This is a genomic window from Bacillus sp. JK106 (assembly GCF_053663355.1).
This window is the reverse complement of record NZ_JBSJQC010000004.1, coordinates 187376-204950: the sequence shown is the minus strand read 5'-3', so window position 1 is coordinate 204950 and position 17575 is coordinate 187376. Positions and strand designations below refer to the sequence as shown.

Sequence of the window (17575 nt, the reverse complement as noted above, 5' to 3'; positions counted from 1 at the left end):
AAAAGAGCGAGGGCTGCATCCCCTCGCTCTTTTTATTTATATCAGCTGTAAATAACGGTCAATATTTGATTGTCCGGCTGCTTTGATCAATTCTTCCGCCTTTTTCTCTTCTCCCGGCAAAGCGAGCCGGAGCTTGTCTTCAATGTCTTTTTCAGAAAGACCGTTTCCCGGCGCTCCTTTCGGACAGTCGATACGTGTTTCATAGACATGACCGCCGGAAGCCGTGACCCGTACAATTGTAAAACGGCCCTTCGGAACGGCGTTGTCAGCCGGCTGAATTTGGTCATCGCAGCTGCGGTGAATCCGCTCAAATCCTTTTTGAAGGGATTCCGGGATCGGCTCGGATGTGAAATGTTCAACTGAAAAATCCTTACCGTGCAAAGCCAAGGTGATCACATATTCTACGCTGAACCGTCCCGCTTCGCCTGTTTTCGGACGCCGTTCTGTCAATGCGGCGTCCCCTCCCGGCGGATAAATCACGTCAATCCGTTCCGTTTGGCCGAAAGTGAGACCATGTTCGGCCTTCAGCTTGAGAATGGCGTCCGCCGCATGATGGGCCGCCGAGCAAAACGGATAAACCTTAAACCAAAGTCCCGGACTCACAATCCGCCAAGGGTTTCCCCACCCGTTTACAAGCAGGGTTTCTGCCCGTTCAAGATCGCCGTACAGTCCGAAAAAACCTTTCTCCCCGTCAAGCGCATGAGCTGAGCCGCCGAAACCGGCCTTTGCAAGCTTTACGGCGAACAACCCGGCTTGGGCGGCCAGTCCGGCGTGGAGCGGCTTCATTTCTGTCCCGAATTGCACTCTCATGCCTCCGGAACGGGCAGCCGCAAACCCGATTGCTTTCTGCAATTGGGTTTGATTCAGATTCTCCGCGAATCCGACGGCGCATGCGGCCGCAATGGCACCTAACGTTCCTGTATTGTGCCAGCCTTTCTCGTAATGATGCCTTCCAGCTGACTCGCCGAGCCGCGCCATCACTTCGATTCCCGTCACATAAGCGCCGAGAAAACGGCTCTTGTCTATCCGGCCGGCTGATGCGGCTGCAATCAAAGCCGGAAGGATGACCGCGCTCGGATGTCCTCTTACATCAGAATGAACATCGTCAAAATCAAGCGCATGTGCGATGAATCCGTTAATGAGCGCGGATTGGGACGGCGTGGTTTTTTGATTTCTGCCGATAAGCGGCGCTATCGGCACCCCGCCTTCTTCTTCGGCCAGTTTTACCAGCTTTTCAACTCCTTTATCCCGTCTCCCCGCAAAAGCCGCCGCTGTAAAATCAAGCAGTCCTTTGCGCGCTTCTTTCATCGCTTCGGCGGATGTTTCCGGTACAGACGACATGACGGCCTGAGCAAGTCCGGCCGTCAGATTTTCCGTATTCATTCCGTCTGCTCCAATACATTGACGGCAAGCCGGGCGAAAAACTCAGCCGCTTTCGGGAGCGCTTTTTCGTCGAGTGTGAAGGCGGGATGGTGCCATTCTTCTGTTCCGTTTGTTCCCATCCAGACGAAGAAGCCGGGGATTTTTTCTTGATATAACGCGAAGTCTTCGCCGCCGGGCGACTGTTCTGCCCGAACGGTTTGAAGCCCGAGATCTTCAGCCGTTTGTTCCGCCGCCTGTATGAAACGGGCGTCGTTCATCACTGACGGCAGGTAAGGAAACCAGCGGAAGTCAGCCTCTGCCCCGAATCCGGCCGCGATTCCTTCAGCAACCCGCTTCATATGTTTCGGAACAGCGTCACGCGCTTCTTTTTGAAACGTCCGGACGGTGCCTTCCATTTCAACATGGTCCGGAATGACATTCCAAGAACTGCCCCCCTGAACTCTTGTGATGCTGACGACGGCATTGTGAAGCGAGCTGATGTTTCTGCTGACAACCGATTGCAGGCCGCCGATGATCTGTCCTGCCGCCTGAATCGGATCAATGCTGTTGTCGGGAATCCCGGCGTGGCCGCCTTTTCCTTTCACGGTGATTTCAAAACGGTCGACACTCGCCATCAGCGGGCCTTCTTTCAGACCGACCGTACCGACGGGGAGGTCAGGTTTGTTATGCATGCCGAATATCGCCGATACACCGTCAAGCGCGCCGGCTTCAATGACTTGTCTTGCTCCGGCGGCGATTTCTTCCGCGGGCTGAAAAATAAACCGCACCGTTCCTTTCAGCTCATGCTTTCTCTCATTTAATAAGAAAGCCGTGCCGAGAATAGATGCCGTATGGAAATCATGGCCGCATGCGTGCATCACGCCGCTGTTTCGCGAAGCAAACGGAAGGTTTGTTTTCTCTTCGATCGGCAGTGCGTCGATGTCCGCTCTGACGGCGATGACGGGGCCGCTTTTATCTCCTTTGATTTCAGCGATCACTCCGGTTTGAAGTTTCGGCACATCAAGAACCGTGATTCCTTCTTCCTCCAGCCAGCGGCGGATTTTATTCGTCGTTTCGAATTCCTCGCCTGACAGCTCAGGGTGTTCATGAAGGTCGCGGCGGATATTGATTAAACGTTTGTTTAATGATTCATACGTTTCATTTGCCATTTCTTCTTCTTCCCTTCTTAGACAAGTTCGGCAGGCTCTCCCACTTGCTTAATGAATTTTTTCGTCCGTTCGTTCTGCGGATTGTCAAACAGCTCCTCCGGCGTTCCCTGTTCGATGATGCGTCCGTCCGCCATAAAAATAACTTTGTCGGCTACTTCACGCGCAAAAGCCATCTCATGCGTGACGATGATCATGGTTGTCTGTTTTTCGGCGATTGATTTGATGACTTGGAGCACCCCGGCTACAAGCTCAGGGTCAAGGGCTGAAGTCGGTTCATCCAGTAAAATCGCGTGAGGATCAACGGCCAAGGCTCTCGCAATCCCGATCCGCTGCTGCTGCCCGCCTGACATCGTAATCGGGTAGCTGTCCGCTTTGTGTTCTAAACCGACTTGCCGCAGCAGGTCCATACCGATCTGTTCCGCTTCTTTTTTCGGTTTCTTTTGCGCGGTGATCAGCGCCTCTGTCACATTTTGCAGGGCGGTTTTGTTTTTGAACAGGTTGTAATTCTGAAACACCATCGCCGTCTGCTGGCGAAGCTTGTGTACGTCTTTGCGCGAATAGGACGCTGCATTCAGCTTTGCATCGCCGATTTCAATGATGCCGTCATCCGGGCGCTCCAGCAGATTCAGACAGCGGAGGAGCGTTGATTTTCCCGAGCCTGACGGGCCGATGATGGCCGTGACTTCGCCGCTTTTGATCTCAAGATCGATCCCGTCAAGTACGGTAAGGTCTTTAAATGCTTTTCGAATATGTCTGACTTGTATCATCCTGAGCCTCCTCCTATGTGCGATAAGGCTTGCTGATCGCCCGTTCGAGCAGATCCTGCAGCACACTGTAAATAATCGTAAGAATCCAGTACATGACCGCGACGGCTAAATACGTCTCAAAATATTTGAGGTTGCCTGATGCGTACATTTTTCCTTGGGCGAACATCTCCATCACTCCTAATGTAAAAGCGAGCGATGTTTCTTTTAACAGGCCGATAAATGTATTTCCCGTCGCGGGAAGCGCGTTTCTGACGGCTTGCGGGAAAATGATCCGTCTGTACGCCTGGGATTTTGTCATTCCGACAGACAGACAGGCTTCAAGCTGCCCCTCATCGACTGAGTTGAGCGCAGCGCGGAAGATTTCAGCCAGGTAGGCGGCATTTTTCAGGCTTAGCCCGATAATCGCCGCAGTTAACGCCGTCATCTTGCTCATTCCGGGAAAGAGCTGAGGCAGGCCGTAATAAATTAAGAAAAGCTGCACGAGCGTCGGCACGCCCCGGAAAAATGAAATATACACCTTTGACAGCTGGTGAAGCACAGGAATACGATTTTTTGTGATAAGCGCTAATATAAGGCCGCCGATCACGGCAAATACCATGGCCGCGACGGCCATTAGTAATGTGATCGGCAAGGCTTCGATTAACGCGGGAAAAGCTGAAAACATAAATCCCCAATCAATGCTGTTCATTCTCGATTTTCACCGCCGTTTCTTAATGCTTTGCTTCCTTTGTGATATCTTCGTTAAAGTACTTTTCAGACAGCTTTTTCAGCGTGCCGTCTTTCCGCAGGTCTTCAATGGCTTTGTTTACTTTTTTGTGGATTTTATCGTGAGCCGCATCTTTCGCAAACGGGAAAGCGACTTTTTCATAGACAATCGGGTCTCCTGCTAATTTCAGAGGCAGACCGGTCTTTTTGATCTGGGCGATCAGGACGCTGCGGCTGTTTACATAGGCGTCAACCCGTCCGTAAGCCACGTCTTTCAGCGTACCTTCTTGTGTTTCATATGTTTTTATGTTGATTTTTTTATCCGGGTCCTTGCTCTCAAGGTTTTTCGCGTGGTTTGAGCCCAGAACGGCCGCCACTGTTTTTCCTTTCAGATCATTGACTGATTTGATGTCTTTGTTATCGTTTTTGACGACGATTTGAGTGCCCGCATACGAATACGGTTCTGTGAAGTTATACGTTTTCTTGCGTTCGTCCGTGACAGCGACCTGGTTTGAAATGGTGTCGAGTTTGCCGGTCTGGAGCTCGCCCATCAGTCCGCTGAATTCAAGCAGCTTCCAGTCCAGTTTCATGTTGATTTTTTTCGCTACGGCTTCCATGACATCCACGTCAAAGCCTGTCAGCTTGCCGTTTTCTTTATATGCGAACGGATAGCTTTGCCCCGTGGCGCCGACATGCAGCACGTTATCGCCGCCTTCGCTTTCTTTTCCGTTTCCGCATGCTGTTAAGACCGCCAAAAGCGCGGCAGACAGCAGCAAAGCCCATGTTTTCTTCTTCATTGAAATCCCGCCTTTTCCTATTAAAATGTTAATCCTGCAATTGTTTTTTTAAATAGATGGTGATGTGCCCTTTTCCTAAATCCTTTTCGCCTGCGCGGACGTAGCCTTTCCGCTCGTACATGCCGATCAGCCACGGATGCTTGTCCGCTGTGCCCAGTGACACGAAAGGCGCTTTTAATGTATCGCGGAGCACTGTGTTCTCCAGCCACGCCAGCATGTCTGAGCCCGTCCCTTTTTTACCGGTTTCAGGATCGACGGCGAACCACCAAATATGAGGGACACCGTACGGCCCGGGATTCGGCCCCCACGGCATCCGCAGAGAAATCGTCGCCAGAATCCGTCCGTCTTCCTCCAAAACGTAACAGGCGTTTTTTTGTATGTTAGTTAATACGAGTTCTTTATCCGCCGTGGCAGCGGCAAAATTGATGCCGAGCTTGCGGATCGGTTCATACGCCCTCAGTGTCAGTGAAAGCAGCTCATCAGCGTCTGCCTCCGTTGCGAGCCGGTATTGTCTTGACATGATGAGCCCTCCTTTAGTCGGCATATCGGTTTGCCGGTTTTTCCAGTCCGAAATGTTCTCTGAGCGTCGTTCCTTCATACTCTTTTCTGAACACGCCCCGTTCTTGTAAAATCGGAATCACTTTGTCTACAAAAAGAGTGAGACCTTCAGGCAAAAGCGGCGGCATGATGTTGAAACCGTCACAAGCTTGTTTTCCGACCCATTCTTCCATCTTATCGGCAAGCTGTTCAGGCGTTCCGACAAAGATATGATGGCCTCTTGAACCCGCCACATATTTGTACAGCTCGCGGATGGTCATGTTATCGCGTTTGGCCATCTCCTGAACGAGCTTGAACCGGCTTTTAACGGCATTCGACGCATCCGCATCCAATTCAGGCAGCGGGCCGTCAAGCGGGCAGGCGGAAAGGTCGACGCCGCCCAGATAGTTTTGCAGAATGTTCAGTCCGACAGACGGAATGATGAGGTCTTGGAGCTCTTCATATTTTGCCTGCGCTTCTTCTTCGGTATCGGCGATAACGGGAAAGATCCCCGGCATGATCGCGATTTTTTCAGGATCACGGCCGAAAGAAGCCGCTTGTTCTTTAATAGATTGATAGAATTCCTGCGCGGACTCCAAATGATTTTGCGCAGTGAAAATGACCTCCGCCGTTTTGGCGGCCAGCGCTTTTCCGTCTCCTGATGATCCGGCCTGAATAATGACCGGGCGCCCTTGAGGTGTGCGGGCGACATTTAACGGCCCTCTCACGGAGAAATATGTTCCTTTATGGTTCAATTCATGCATTTTGTCTTTATCGAAAAATGCTCCTGACTCTTTGTCACGGATAAAGGCGTCTTCCTCCCACGAATCCCATAATCCTTTGACGACTTCCACGAATTCTTCCGCGCGCTGATATCTGAGATGGTGCTCAAGATGCTTTTCGCCGCTGAAATTAAGCGCGGTCGATTCAATCGAAGATGTGACGACATTCCAGCCCGCTCGGCCGTTGGAAAGATGATCAAGCGATGCAAATTGTCTCGCGATATGGAACGGTTCGCTGTATGTGGTAGACGCGGTCGCCGTCAGACCGATGCGGGATGTGACCTGAGCGAGCGCCGACAGCAGCGTAAACGGCTCAAAGCGCGTCAGCACATTCGGATGTGATTTGCCGTCTATTGATAAACTGTCCGCCAAAAACAGCATGTCCAATTTCCCCCGCTCAGCCGTTTTCGCCAGTTCTTTGAAATAATCCAAATTCATGCTCGCGTCCGCCGGTGCCTGAGGATGTCTCCAAGAAGCGACATGATGGCCGGTGCCCGCGAGAAACACACCGAGTTTGATTTCTTTTTTCTTTGTCATGATGGATCTCCTTCTATTCTGAAATACGGTTCGGAAAATATTAACTCCACTAAACCTATATTTCCTAGTAATTTTATAAGAATAAATCAAAATGTACAATTGTCACGCAAGTTTGTCAATGCATTAAGACAAAAATCATGATTTTAAAAATAACCCGGCGCACCGTCCGGGTTATTTCTTCGAAACTGTATAGACGGTCCCTTTGACCTTTTTCTTAATAACGGCAATGATAAGCAGCAAAACGGGGAACAGCACTTGAAACGGAAGATGAATATAGATCGGCACAATGTTTAAGCCTTCATTCATGTGTTCCGAAAAATTGCTTGCGATGCTGATGGAGAGAATCAGCACCCCCAATCCGACCGGAAAGGCCAGCTGAGACGGATTTTTTTCTTTAAACAGCGTGGACACACCCACGACAACCGCATATGTAAAAAGGCTGACTTTGAAAAAACCGCCGATGACGAGCACGAGCATGAAAAAGACATCCAGCCGGTCTAAAAACTCTTCTACTTTAATCGTCTGTATGGTGCTCAGCAGCGGAAATTGAGAGCGGAGCATTAAGTTGACGTCCAGCACACAAATATTAATCGCCACTGACATCGCCAAAAACAGCCCGCTGATGATAATCGCCAGAAATCCGGTTTTCTTCACCTTTTTCCGATCTTTTAAATAAGGGAAAATCATGACAAACACGATTAATTCACCGAACGGGATGAACATCGTCTGTTTAAACACGGAATAAATGACCGTTCCTGCACCCTCCGCTAAAACGGGCTGGAGAAATCTGAGGTTTATCGTGCCTGAGCTGATAATGAGGATCAGCCCGACGGCTGTCAGAAAATACATAATGCCAAACAGCAGCTCGCCGGCTCTCGCTATCACTTCAATTCCCTTTCTGACCGCAAATATCGCGGCGATCATCAGCATGGCATTCACAATTAAAAGCGGCGTGTCCTGGTAGGCGAAGGTGACAAGCATTTCGCCAAAATCCCGCAATACGCGGGCCGCGATATAAGAAAAATAGAGAATATAAAGAAGCGAGACCGCCCAGCTCAGATGTCTGCCGATCAGTTCGTTCATGTAATCTCTCGGTGAAGACTCAGGAAAAAATTGATACAGGGCCTGATAAACGTAGAAAAGTCCGAGACCGGTAACGCACCCGAGAAGCACGGACAGCCACGCATCCCGCCCGGCCATCGTGCCCGGAGGGATCAATAACGAACTGCCCAATTCAAACAAAATGATCATAATAAACAGCTGACGCGTGCCGATTTTCGCATTTTCCATACGCTTCGCTCCTTTCTCCTCAAATCAATCATGCTCAAGCTTGTCTGAGAGAGGATTATTCCGCAAGCCCGTTCTTCTGATAATGACTTCCGTTTTGACATCTACGGGGAGATTGGGGAAATATTCTTCCTCCCACTTCCCTTTGAACTTTTTCCATTTGTCCGGATGCTTCCGATAGATCAGGTCTCCGAAGCCGACGAAGTCATTCTTACGGGCTTTTATATCTTCAATTGATTTGGTGATATCTTTGTCAAGCTGCACGCTGAGCGCCTTTTGCATCGTCATCAGCACTTGCGGATCAGACAGATGGAAAGGGTATCTGACAGCGTCCACCAGCCCCTCGACCTGAGCATGCACGTGAATATGCGGTTTTCCGTTCGGAAAAGTGGCCGTCACCTTTGTATTCTGGCGGGTGACCTGCAGACTGATTGCATGCTTCACATTCTTCCAATCCGCATTGATGAACGTATGCTTGATCCTATTGAGCAGCCATACAGCCCCCACACTGTCGTCATCCTCAATCCAGTAATCCAGCCTCCCATCCTTTTTGAACACCGCCAGTCCGTCCGCTGACAGCACTGCTTTCGGTTCAGTCGTCTGCGTATTTTCCATTGTAGGGCCGGCTTTTTCGTCTCCGTGCATTTCATAACCCGGTATAAACGGCGACCCGGTCGGAGAAGCGAGATCAATCAGAACGTCCTGAAGGCTGGTTTTAATGACTCTGCCGTATTGTTCCTGCGTGAAGCTGAGCGTCTTGTTCACTTTATTGGAAGGGATCTTATCAATCGGCGTCAGCACTTTAATAATGTCTTCAGCCTTGCAATTATGCGCGATAACCGCGGTTGCGGTCGTCCTGAATTCGGTGTCGCGGTCAAGATTGTCCAGAATAAAACCGAGCCCTTCCTCTTTCGCCAGTTTTTCACTGAACACCACGAGATTCGTATGTGCAAAATAGAGCCTTCTGGACACTTTCATCGAGCCTTTTCTCAAAGCTTCCGTCATATTGTCTCCGGACACCGAATAGACGGAAACCGGAGGCCGGTCTCCCGCTCCGCCGCCCTGCAGACCGCCGGCCACGTTTCCCGGATTGATAATTTGCAAGTGAAGGACGTATTTTCCCGTTTCGGTCCGGTCAATACCGATGGCGGAGATCACAGCCAAATCAGTCAGCTCCCTTTTATCCCAGCATCCGGATACAAACATAAGGGAAACCATCGTACAAAGGATAAGTATCCATTTACGTCTTTTCATTACCGTCGCCCTCTTCTACATCTTTATTAACCATTCCTCTGGATGTCTCCGGTTTCGGTCTTTGATGTTCCCCTTCGCGCCTGTTGTTTTCCTGCACGAGCAGTTCCGGCCTTTTTTCATCCGCCCATAACGGAGCGCGGAGGATGGAATCCTTCAGCCCGCCCGGGGTCAAAGGAGCGAGCGGGGACATATACGGAAGACCGAATGAACGCAGGCCGCACAGATGGACGAACATCATGATAATGCCCAGAATCAGCCCGTAAAATCCCATGACCGCCGCTGACAGAATAAAGAGAAACCGGATCAGCCGCGCGGATATCGCCATGTCAAAAGCCGGGGTCGCAAAGCTGGCAATCGCCGTCAGCGCGACGACGATAACCATGGCCGGGGAGACGATGCCGGCCTGTACGGCGGCCTGGCCGATGACAAGCGCTCCGACTATGGAAACGGCGGAGCCGACAACTCTCGGAAGCCGGACACCCGCCTCCCTGAGAATCTCAAAGGCCACTTCCATCGTCAGCGCTTCAATCACGGCCGGGAACGGCACCGTCTCCCGCTGAGCCGCGATGACAATCAGCAGCTGCGTCGGAATCATTTCCTGGTGAAAGGTCGTCGCCGCCACATAAATCCCCGGCGCCACCAGTGAAATGAAGAAAATCAAAACCCGCAGCACCCTGATGCTTGTGGCGATATCAAATCGTGAATAATAATCCTCAACGGATTGAAAAAATTGAATAAATAAGGCCGGCGCGATGAGAACGAACGGCGTTCCGTCCACGATAATCGCAAATCGTCCTTCCAGCAGATTCCCCGCCACGACGTCCGGCCGCTCCGTATGATATACGGTGGGGAACACAGAAAACGGCGCGTCTTCAATGAGCTGTTCAATGTAGCCGGATTCCAGAATGCTGTCGATGTCAATGTGCTTCAGCCGCTTGCGGACTTCCTTAATCAGCTTTTTATCGCAAATTCCGTTAATATACATCAGCGCGACATCCGTATTCGTTTCGTGTCCGATCTCCATTTTTTCAACCCATACATCAGGCGTTTTTACATACCTGCGGATCATGGAAATATTGGTTTGCAGAGATTCAGTGAATCCCTGCCGCGGGCCGCGGAAAGAGACCTGAGTGCTCGGCTCTTGAATGGACCGGTGCTCGCCCCCTTCCGTGCTGGCGATCAGCGCCTTGTCAGCCCCGTCGACAAAAATGAGCGTGCTCCCCGCCACCAGCCCGGCATAAAGGCTTTTCCATTTTTCTTCCTCTTTCACCCCGCCGATCGCAAGCGTTTTATCGTATATCAGGCAGACCGCTTGTTCCGGCTGAACGGACGGGATGTCAATTAAATCCTCCAGAAGGGATTGACTGACAAGCTGTTCGTCTACCAAACCGGCGATATACACAATTGCGGCCGGAAGCTCTTCTTTTCCGATTTTCAGCCGGCGGATGACGACATCGGCACTGTTGCCGAACCTCTCAGACAGCTTCTTCATATTTTGCTTTAAGCTGAGGGAGATCGGCTCATCCCGCTCTTTGTCCGGCTGGCTGTCCGCTTCTTTTCTGCCTTCATTGTCACGGTCGTTTTGATCGGCTTTTTTTTGTTTCCTCTGCTTAAAAAATGGCGGCATATCGCAAAAAACCTTTCCTCGTTTTTTTCATATTCTTCCTGTACGGCAAAAGATTATGCACGGCGGAAAGTCTGTATAAGTTCTGCGTAATCGAAAAGAATAAAAAGGGAGAGTGATGTGCATGAAAATATTGGGGGTTTCATTATTTTTGCTGACTGCCTGTCTGATCATTTCAGTAACGATGGATATGCTGCAAGGTTTCAGTTTCTATGGAGCGGTCCAAAACAACCTGTCCGCTTTTAAATTGACCACCTTCTCAGAATGGCTGATGCTGTTTTTATTCGCCCTCTTTTTAATCAGAGAAATGATCGCTTTATATAAATCAGGTAAAAAAGATGCCTGACAGGCGCACGGCTGTATTGTGTCAAAAAAGAACACATCCCTCCTTCTCTTGGAGTTCATGTGTTCTTTTTACTTTTCCGGCGCAGATTGTTCTCAGATGACGATATTTCCGCTTTCCGTATCTGTCGCGTTTTTCACAATGACGCCTTTGATAATGCGGTTGCCGATGATTTTAGTACTTGCGGAGGAGCTGGTTTGGATGGCGGAAGCAGAAGCGGCGGAAAGGTTGTTGATGGTATTGCCCGAAACGAGGGAATTGGAGGCTCCGTTCAGATAGATGCCGATCGGGCTGCCCGCTGTTCGGTTGATCGTGAGCGTATTGTCTATGACTTCATGCGTGCCTGAGTTCAGATACACGGTAACGATAAGCGGTGATGATTCAAAGCGGTTGCTGATGACAGAGGTTCCCGAGGATGTTGAACTGAATACGGGATAGTTTTTATAGTTCTTAAAGAGATTGCCTTTGATGACAGCCCCGGCGTCATTTGTCACAGATACGGCATAGGACTCCGCGGCGCCCTGATACGCATTCGGGAGGAGCGTATTTCCTTCAATAACGGCATTTCCGCCTGTGACCCATATGCCCCGGCTGAACGATTTCAGCACATTTTGTTTTACAATGATACTGCCGGCCGACATGGTGATTCCGTCTGTCACCTGATTCAGAGTGTTATTCGTAAAGACGGCGTTTTCCGACAGCGTCGCCCGCATCCCCGTGCTTCGTCTCGTTTCGGAACGTCCGTTTTCAATGACATTGCCGTCAACGGTCACATCTTCTGCCTGATAGACGGAAATGCCCGTATTTTCAAATTGATTGATTTTGTTGTGGGTGACGAGGACGCTTTTTCCCCTTACATCTATTCCGGTGGAAAACCCGGTAATCAGATTGTTGGAAATGACGGCATTGCTGCTGTCCTGTCCTTGTGACACACCTTGTCCGGCGACTGCGGTCCTTGAGCCGCCGTCTGACCGAAAGAAGACATTCCCCGAAATGACGGTATGTGCCCCGTACCCGTAGCTGATTGTGTTATCGGAATGATTTCCTTCAATTAACACATTATATCCGTTAAAATTGGTGACTGAGCTTGCAGCGTTTCCGGAAAAGAAGTTGTTGCGGACCGTAATATGAAGAGCTTCTTCATAATCAATATCGCCTTCTCCGTACGATTCAATATCGATTCCGAACTTCGGAGCCGTTCCGTTCCCTTGCCCGGCGTCTTCAATCACGCATTCTTCCACCGTAACGGTATTGCAGCCGGTGATTGAAATGTTGTTCCGCCTTGACTGCCTGATCTCACAGCGGCGGATGGTCACCTGTTCTGAAGTTTCGTAATCACTGTTTGTTTTTAACCCGAGCGGGCTGACAATTATGCCGTCTCCCGTAAAATCCGAAATCTTCACATTTTCGATCAGCACATTGCTGCTGCCTTCAATACAGATTCCAAACCCCCATTCATGGGTCGACCGCAAAGGGACATTGGTATACGTGTGTTCATCCCGTTCCCCGATGATCCGGCCGCCGGTGATGGTGACATTTTCACGCCTGCCTATATAGAAAGCCGAGTAGCCCCAGGAGCTGTTCGGCGCCACTTTAATCGTGCATTCCGGATCTAAAACGATGGTGAGATGGCTCGGCACGTTAATCCCGGCGTTCCGAAACGGCTGGCTTCTGTCCCCGCCAAGCGTGCCGTTGATTTTATACGTTCCGGGCGGAAAAAACACCGTATGACAGCCTTCGCTGACGGCCCTGGCCAAGCATTGGTTGATGGCGCCCGTCACATCGGTTTTTCCGTCCGCCGCCACACCGCAATCCGTAATATCCAATATACGATTCGGCAAGTGATAATCTCCTCCTTCCTCTCTTATTGTCATCTTATTCCGCCATATCCCGCTCCGCCTGTACATACTTTAAATTTTATTAAAAAAGTTTATAAAGATAGTTTAGTCAGATAATATAACAAAATAAGTCATTGGAATCAGGAAAATTCGTCTATATTAAACGTTTTAATATCTTTTCATTCTGGAATTTTTTGAATTCAGTATAAATTATATTGACACAAGTATTATATAAGAATATGATTTTTGTAATACACTTTTTTAAGAAAGGGTTGGCTCAGGTGGCATCTATTGATAAGGAATCTATAACAGAAACTGTGCCGCAACGAGGCTTTTTCGGTCATCCCCGCGGCTTGTTCACACTGTTTTTCACCGAATTTTGGGAGCGTTTCTCCTACTATGGTATGAGAGCCATATTGCTTTACTATTTATACACGGAAGTCGCTCATGGCGGTCTCGGCTTTGATAAAACGACCGCAGTTGCCATCATGTCCATATACGGGTCTCTCGTATACATGTCGAGCGTCATCGGCGGATGGCTGGCCGACCGGGTATTCGGCACGGCAAACACCGTATTTTACGGCGGAATTTTAATTATGTTCGGGCACATCGCTCTTGCCTTCCCCGGCAGCACGGCGGCGTTTTTTACCAGCATGGCTCTGATCATTATCGGAACCGGCCTGCTTAAACCAAACGTATCCAGCGTTGTCGGAGATTTATATACGAAGGAAGACGAGCGCCGCGACTCAGGTTTCAGCATCTTTTACATGGGGATCAACCTCGGCGGATTGCTTGCGCCGCTAATTGTCGGAACACTCGGACAGAAGTACAACTACCACTTAGGCTTCGGATGCGCCGCGGCCGGTATGTTCCTCGGACTGATTGTTTTCGCTCTTACGAGAAAGAAATACCTCGGCAAAGCAGGCTCCAATGTACCGAATCCGATTTCTAAATCATCAGTGATCGGCACGGGAATCGGAGTGGTCATCGCAGCAGCCGTTATTATCGTTCTGATTCAAACCGGCTGGCTGACGATCCAGCGTGTGATTGACACCGTCAGTATCCTCGGCATTGTCATTCCGGTTATTTACTTTATCGTGATGTTCACAAGCAAAAAAGCGACGAAAACGGAAAAATCACGGCTTGCGGCTTATGTTCCGCTGTTTATTGCAGCGGCAATGTTCTGGGCGATTCAGGAGCAGGGCGCGACGATTCTTGCTTTATATGCGGATCAGCGCACGAGACTTTCCTTTGCGGGCATGCATCTTGAGTCTTCATGGTTCCAGTCTCTGAACCCGTTATTCATCGTTATTTTCGCGCCGGTGTTCGCATGGATCTGGATGAAGCTCGGCAAACGCCAGCCTTCAACACCGATTAAATTCGCGATCGGCATTATCCTTGCCGGATTATCATTTTTAGTCATGGTGCTTCCGGTTATGGGCGGAAGCGGCGAGCTTGTGAGCCCGCTTTGGCTTGTGCTCAGCTTCCTTTTGGTTGTGCTTGGTGAGCTTTGCCTTTCACCGGTCGGTTTATCCGTCACAACGAAACTTGCGCCTGCAGCTTTCTCAGCGCAGACGATGAGTATGTGGTTTTTAACAAACGCCTGCGGTCAAGCCCTGAACGCAAAAGTAGTCGGTTTGTTTGATAAGATTTCTGAAGCGGCCTACTTCGGCTCAATCGGTCTTGTTTCGATCATTCTCGGTATTATTTTAATTCTTCTGTCTCCCGTCATTAAACGGGCGATGAAAGGCGTACAATAAAAGAAAAGCCTGCGGAATCGTCCGCAGGCTTTTTTTGTGCGTCTATTGTTTTAACTCCTCAAGTGTTTCTCTCCATCTCTTCAGGACATCTTCCGGTTCGTGGAGCTGGATGGCCGGTCCGGATGTCAGATCCGCGTATTTCGCCCGATCTTCCTTGACGGTGATCACGCGGCAGCTGAACCGTTCCCGCTCGTGTTTCGCCTCTTTCAGCGGCGGAAGCGCCTTACATTCCAATGTGACGTAATATGCGGCTCCACCGTGCCAGGCGATGAAAAGAGCTTGTCCCGAATGCAGCAAGCTTTTTACGGTCGTCGTGTTTTTCCATAAGGCGAGCCGGAGATTTGTTCTGCTCACGGCCGCGATTTCACCGGCGCTGATCATGGCCGCGTGCGGACGGCCTTCTTTTGTCACGGATTGGAGCACAAAGGCGTCGTGCTGCTTTTTTTCAAGCTCCGTTCCGTCTAAAAGCGTGTAAAGCGCCTCCGGCAAGTGCTCCGTCAGCATTACGCTTTTCTTTCCGGGACAGCGGGAACATGTGTGGCCGTCTCCGTTTCTTTCGGATCGATTTTAAATGCCGGGTTGAATGTCGCCGGATTCGTGATGCTTTCCGGTTCACAGGATCTCCATGTGAAAAAGCAGGTTTGGCATTGGTATATTTCCCAAGCGCCTTTGACCGGCGATTGGCTGACGGTTTCTCCTTTTTGCGATTCACAGCGCGGGCATGTTTTCATTGCAACCTCATCCTTTCTTATTGATTCATTAAGTCCATCAGTTTTTGTTCCCACTCTTTCGTTGTCAGCGGGGAATCAAGCGGCTGCGAATAATGGCCTCTTGTTTCCGGCGCGACAGGCGTCGTGGCGTCAAGAATCATTTTGTGTGTCATCCCTGCCGGATCAGACCCCGGGTCAAGCGGAAGGACGGACAGATCAGGAATGATGACTGCATCGTGTTTCGGATGCATTTTCGTTGAGAGCGCCCACATGACTTGCGGCAGGTTAAACGGATCGACATCCTCATCCACGACAATGACCATTTTGCAGTAGCCGAGTCCGTGCGGCGTCGTCAGGGCGCGCATGCCGACCGCCTTGGCAAATCCGCCGTAGCGCGTTTTCGTGGAAATAATGGCGATCAGCCCGTGCGTATACATCGCATTCACGGCGACGATTTCGTTCGGATAGGCTTCCTTCAGCTGCTGGTAAAGCGGCACGCACGTATTAATGCCGATCATATAGTCGCACTCCGTCCACGGCATGCCTAAGTATAAATGTTCAAAAATCGGATTGTTTCTATGATATACCCGTTTGATTTTGATGACCGGCATGCTGCGGCCGCCTGAATAATGGCCCGTGAACTCACCGAAAGGTCCTTCGTATTCCCGTTCTCCCGCAAGGATCTCTCCTTCCAGAACGACTTCAGCGCCCCAAGGGATGTCTAAATCAGACAATTTAGATTTAACGATTCTGTAGGGCTCCCCTTGAATCGCGCCGGCCATTTCATACTCGGATTGATCGTATAACAGCGGAGTTGATGCAGCCGTCGTAATCACCGGCTCACAGCCGAGCGCGATCGTAACGGGAAGATTCACGCCGCGTTCTTCAGCTTGGCGAAGATGAATCGCAATATCATGCTGAGGCACGGGCTGAATGCCGAGGCGGTCTTTTCCCTTTACCTGCATTCTGTAAATGCCGACATTCTGCTTGCCGAAATTGTCCGGATCTTCAAGATCGCGGGAAATGACGCACGCTTTATCCAAATAGTAGCCGCCGTCCCCCTGGTTGATTCTGAATAGCGGAAGGATGTCAAAAAGATTGATATCTTCCGTTATTTCATTTTCATGAAACGGCGCGGTTTCTTCCCGTTTGACCGGCACCGGAAATGCATCGTACCGTTTGGCAAACTCAAAGAATTGTTCTTTTACAGGCGTATCTTTCGGCATGCCGAGCATCATCGCGTGATTCGGCCACGAGCCGATGACATTCAGAGCCACCTGCGCATCGTGATGTCCGTAAATATTGTTAAACAAAAGCGCAGGGGTTTTATCCCCGAGATTGCTGGCTGCACGCGCGGCGGCGCCCAGGTCCGGCTCCGGTTTTACCTCTTCGTTGACGGTTAAGAGCTGCCCTTCTTTTTCAAGAGCTGCGAGAAATTCCCTAAAATCCTGATAGGCCATTATCAGATTCCTCCTTTTTGTTTTTCAATTCCGTACCACCGTTTCGCTTCCGGCAGACGGATGCCGAACTGATCAAGCGTCCGGAACACAATATGGTCTATCAATTCATCCATGTCAGCCGGCTTGTTATAGAATGCCGGCATCGGCGGAAGAATGACGGAACCCATTTTTGTAAGCGCTAGCATATTTTCTAAATGAATTTGGCTGAGCGGCGTTTCTCTTGTCAGCAGCACAAGTTTTTTCCGCTCCTTCAGGATGACGTCAGCCGCCCTTGTCAGCAGATTGTCAGCCATTCCGGTGCGGATGCTTGCCAGTGATTTCATGCTGCACGGAGCGATGATCATCCCGTCCGTTTCAAACGAGCCGCTTGAAATCGCCGCTGCCTGGTCTTTGTGAGAATACGTATAGGATGCGAGTTTCTCGACATCTTTTAACGTATAATCGGTTTCATGTGTAATGGTGACATTTGCCCAGGGAGAAACGACAAGATGGGTTTCGATCTCCGCGGCTTTTAAATATTCTAAAAGCCTGATCCCGAATATGGCCCCCGTTGCCCCGGTCATTCCGATGACGAGCTTCATATTGACCCCTCCTTTACGGTTGAAATGTGGTGTCAAATCCATCATACTCCTGATATATCCAT

17 protein-coding genes are annotated in these 17575 nt (G+C 50.1%); 2 read left to right on the top strand and 15 right to left on the bottom strand.

The genetic code is table 11. From position 1 onward, the window contains the following. Positions 1–36: 36 nt before the first annotated feature. The 10 genes from ACWJJS_RS16265 to gerKA all read right to left on the bottom strand — a co-directional run bounded on the left by ACWJJS_RS16265 (position 37) and on the right by gerKA (position 10824). Positions 37–1383, bottom strand: coding sequence for an MmgE/PrpD family protein (locus ACWJJS_RS16265; RefSeq protein WP_160249106.1), 1347 nt, complete (start codon positions 1381–1383; stop codon positions 37–39). Continuing rightward, positions 1380–2531: a M20 peptidase aminoacylase family protein gene (locus ACWJJS_RS16260; protein WP_071392134.1), complete on the bottom strand. Its 1152-nt coding sequence runs from the start codon at positions 2529–2531 to the stop codon at positions 1380–1382. Before ACWJJS_RS16260 ends, ACWJJS_RS16265 begins: the two co-directional genes overlap by 4 nt. A 17-nt stretch (positions 2532–2548) precedes the next feature. Further along, positions 2549–3298: an amino acid ABC transporter ATP-binding protein gene (locus ACWJJS_RS16255; protein WP_003156349.1), complete on the bottom strand. Its 750-nt coding sequence runs from the start codon at positions 3296–3298 to the stop codon at positions 2549–2551. Between the two features lie 13 nt (positions 3299–3311). Then, positions 3312–3986 carry an amino acid ABC transporter permease gene (locus tag ACWJJS_RS16250; RefSeq protein ID WP_003156350.1) on the bottom strand — a complete coding sequence of 225 codons (675 nt, stop codon included), beginning with the start codon at positions 3984–3986 and terminating at the stop codon, positions 3312–3314. A gap of 22 nt (positions 3987–4008) precedes the next feature. Beyond that, positions 4009–4800 carry an amino acid ABC transporter substrate-binding protein gene (locus tag ACWJJS_RS16245; protein ID WP_353575491.1) on the bottom strand — a complete coding sequence of 264 codons (792 nt, stop codon included), beginning with the start codon at positions 4798–4800 and terminating at the stop codon, positions 4009–4011. 28 nt (positions 4801–4828) lie between these two features. Continuing rightward, complete coding sequence (locus tag ACWJJS_RS16240; protein WP_115996110.1) at positions 4829–5320, bottom strand: GNAT family N-acetyltransferase; 492 nt, start codon at positions 5318–5320, stop codon at positions 4829–4831. 13 nt (positions 5321–5333) lie between these two features. Beyond that, the gene (locus ACWJJS_RS16235) at positions 5334–6659 is read right to left on the bottom strand and encodes an LLM class flavin-dependent oxidoreductase (RefSeq protein WP_029326230.1); all 1326 of its coding nucleotides are present in this window, start codon (positions 6657–6659) and stop codon (positions 5334–5336) included. Between the two features lie 168 nt (positions 6660–6827). Beyond that, entirely contained in the window at positions 6828–7946 is a 1119-nt protein-coding gene (locus tag ACWJJS_RS16230) for a GerAB/ArcD/ProY family transporter (RefSeq protein ID WP_025853768.1), read from the bottom strand. 24 nt (positions 7947–7970) lie between these two features. Next, on the bottom strand, positions 7971–9197 hold the full coding sequence (locus ACWJJS_RS16225) for a Ger(x)C family spore germination protein (protein WP_327968808.1): 1227 nt from the start codon (positions 9195–9197) through the stop codon (positions 7971–7973). Continuing rightward, on the bottom strand, positions 9184–10824 hold the full coding sequence (gene gerKA, locus ACWJJS_RS16220; RefSeq protein WP_109955161.1) for a spore germination protein GerKA: 1641 nt from the start codon (positions 10822–10824) through the stop codon (positions 9184–9186). Before gerKA ends, ACWJJS_RS16225 begins: the two co-directional genes overlap by 14 nt. Positions 10825–10945: 121 nt before the next feature. Here gerKA and ACWJJS_RS16215 point away from each other — a divergent pair, with 121 nt between their 5' ends. Next, on the top strand, positions 10946–11167 hold the full coding sequence (locus ACWJJS_RS16215) for a hypothetical protein (protein ID WP_025853771.1): 222 nt from the start codon (positions 10946–10948) through the stop codon (positions 11165–11167). A 92-nt stretch (positions 11168–11259) separates the two neighbouring features. On the opposite strand, the gene ACWJJS_RS16210 is transcribed toward ACWJJS_RS16215, so the two are convergent. Beyond that, on the bottom strand, positions 11260–13005 hold the full coding sequence (locus tag ACWJJS_RS16210) for a right-handed parallel beta-helix repeat-containing protein (RefSeq protein WP_173613179.1): 1746 nt from the start codon (positions 13003–13005) through the stop codon (positions 11260–11262). A 278-nt stretch (positions 13006–13283) separates the two neighbouring features. Between ACWJJS_RS16210 and ACWJJS_RS16205 the strand changes: the two genes are divergently transcribed. After that, positions 13284–14762: a peptide MFS transporter gene (locus ACWJJS_RS16205; RefSeq protein ID WP_003156366.1), complete on the top strand. Its 1479-nt coding sequence runs from the start codon at positions 13284–13286 to the stop codon at positions 14760–14762. Positions 14763–14804: 42 nt separating this feature from the next. Here ACWJJS_RS16205 and ACWJJS_RS16200 read toward each other — a convergent pair whose 3' ends face one another. From ACWJJS_RS16200 to ACWJJS_RS16185, 4 genes are read right to left on the bottom strand one after another with little or no spacing between them, the layout of a single operon-like run. Then, a complete protein-coding gene (locus ACWJJS_RS16200) occupies positions 14805–15266 on the bottom strand; it encodes a hypothetical protein (protein ID WP_103527158.1) in 462 nt (153 codons plus the stop codon). Further along, the gene (locus ACWJJS_RS16195) at positions 15266–15493 is read right to left on the bottom strand and encodes a non-oxidative hydroxyarylic acid decarboxylases subunit D (RefSeq protein ID WP_172614441.1); all 228 of its coding nucleotides are present in this window, start codon (positions 15491–15493) and stop codon (positions 15266–15268) included. The genes ACWJJS_RS16200 and ACWJJS_RS16195 overlap by 1 nt, the downstream gene beginning before the upstream one ends. Positions 15494–15510: 17 nt before the next feature. After that, positions 15511–16932 (bottom strand): phenolic acid decarboxylase BsdC, encoded by a 1422-nt coding sequence (gene bsdC / locus ACWJJS_RS16190; RefSeq protein WP_003156369.1) that lies wholly within the window; start codon positions 16930–16932, stop codon positions 15511–15513. 2 nt (positions 16933–16934) lie between these two features. After that, positions 16935–17555, bottom strand: coding sequence for a non-oxidative hydroxyarylic acid decarboxylases subunit B (locus ACWJJS_RS16185; protein WP_155724304.1), 621 nt, complete (start codon positions 17553–17555; stop codon positions 16935–16937). Between the last annotated feature and the right edge of the window lie 20 nt (positions 17556–17575).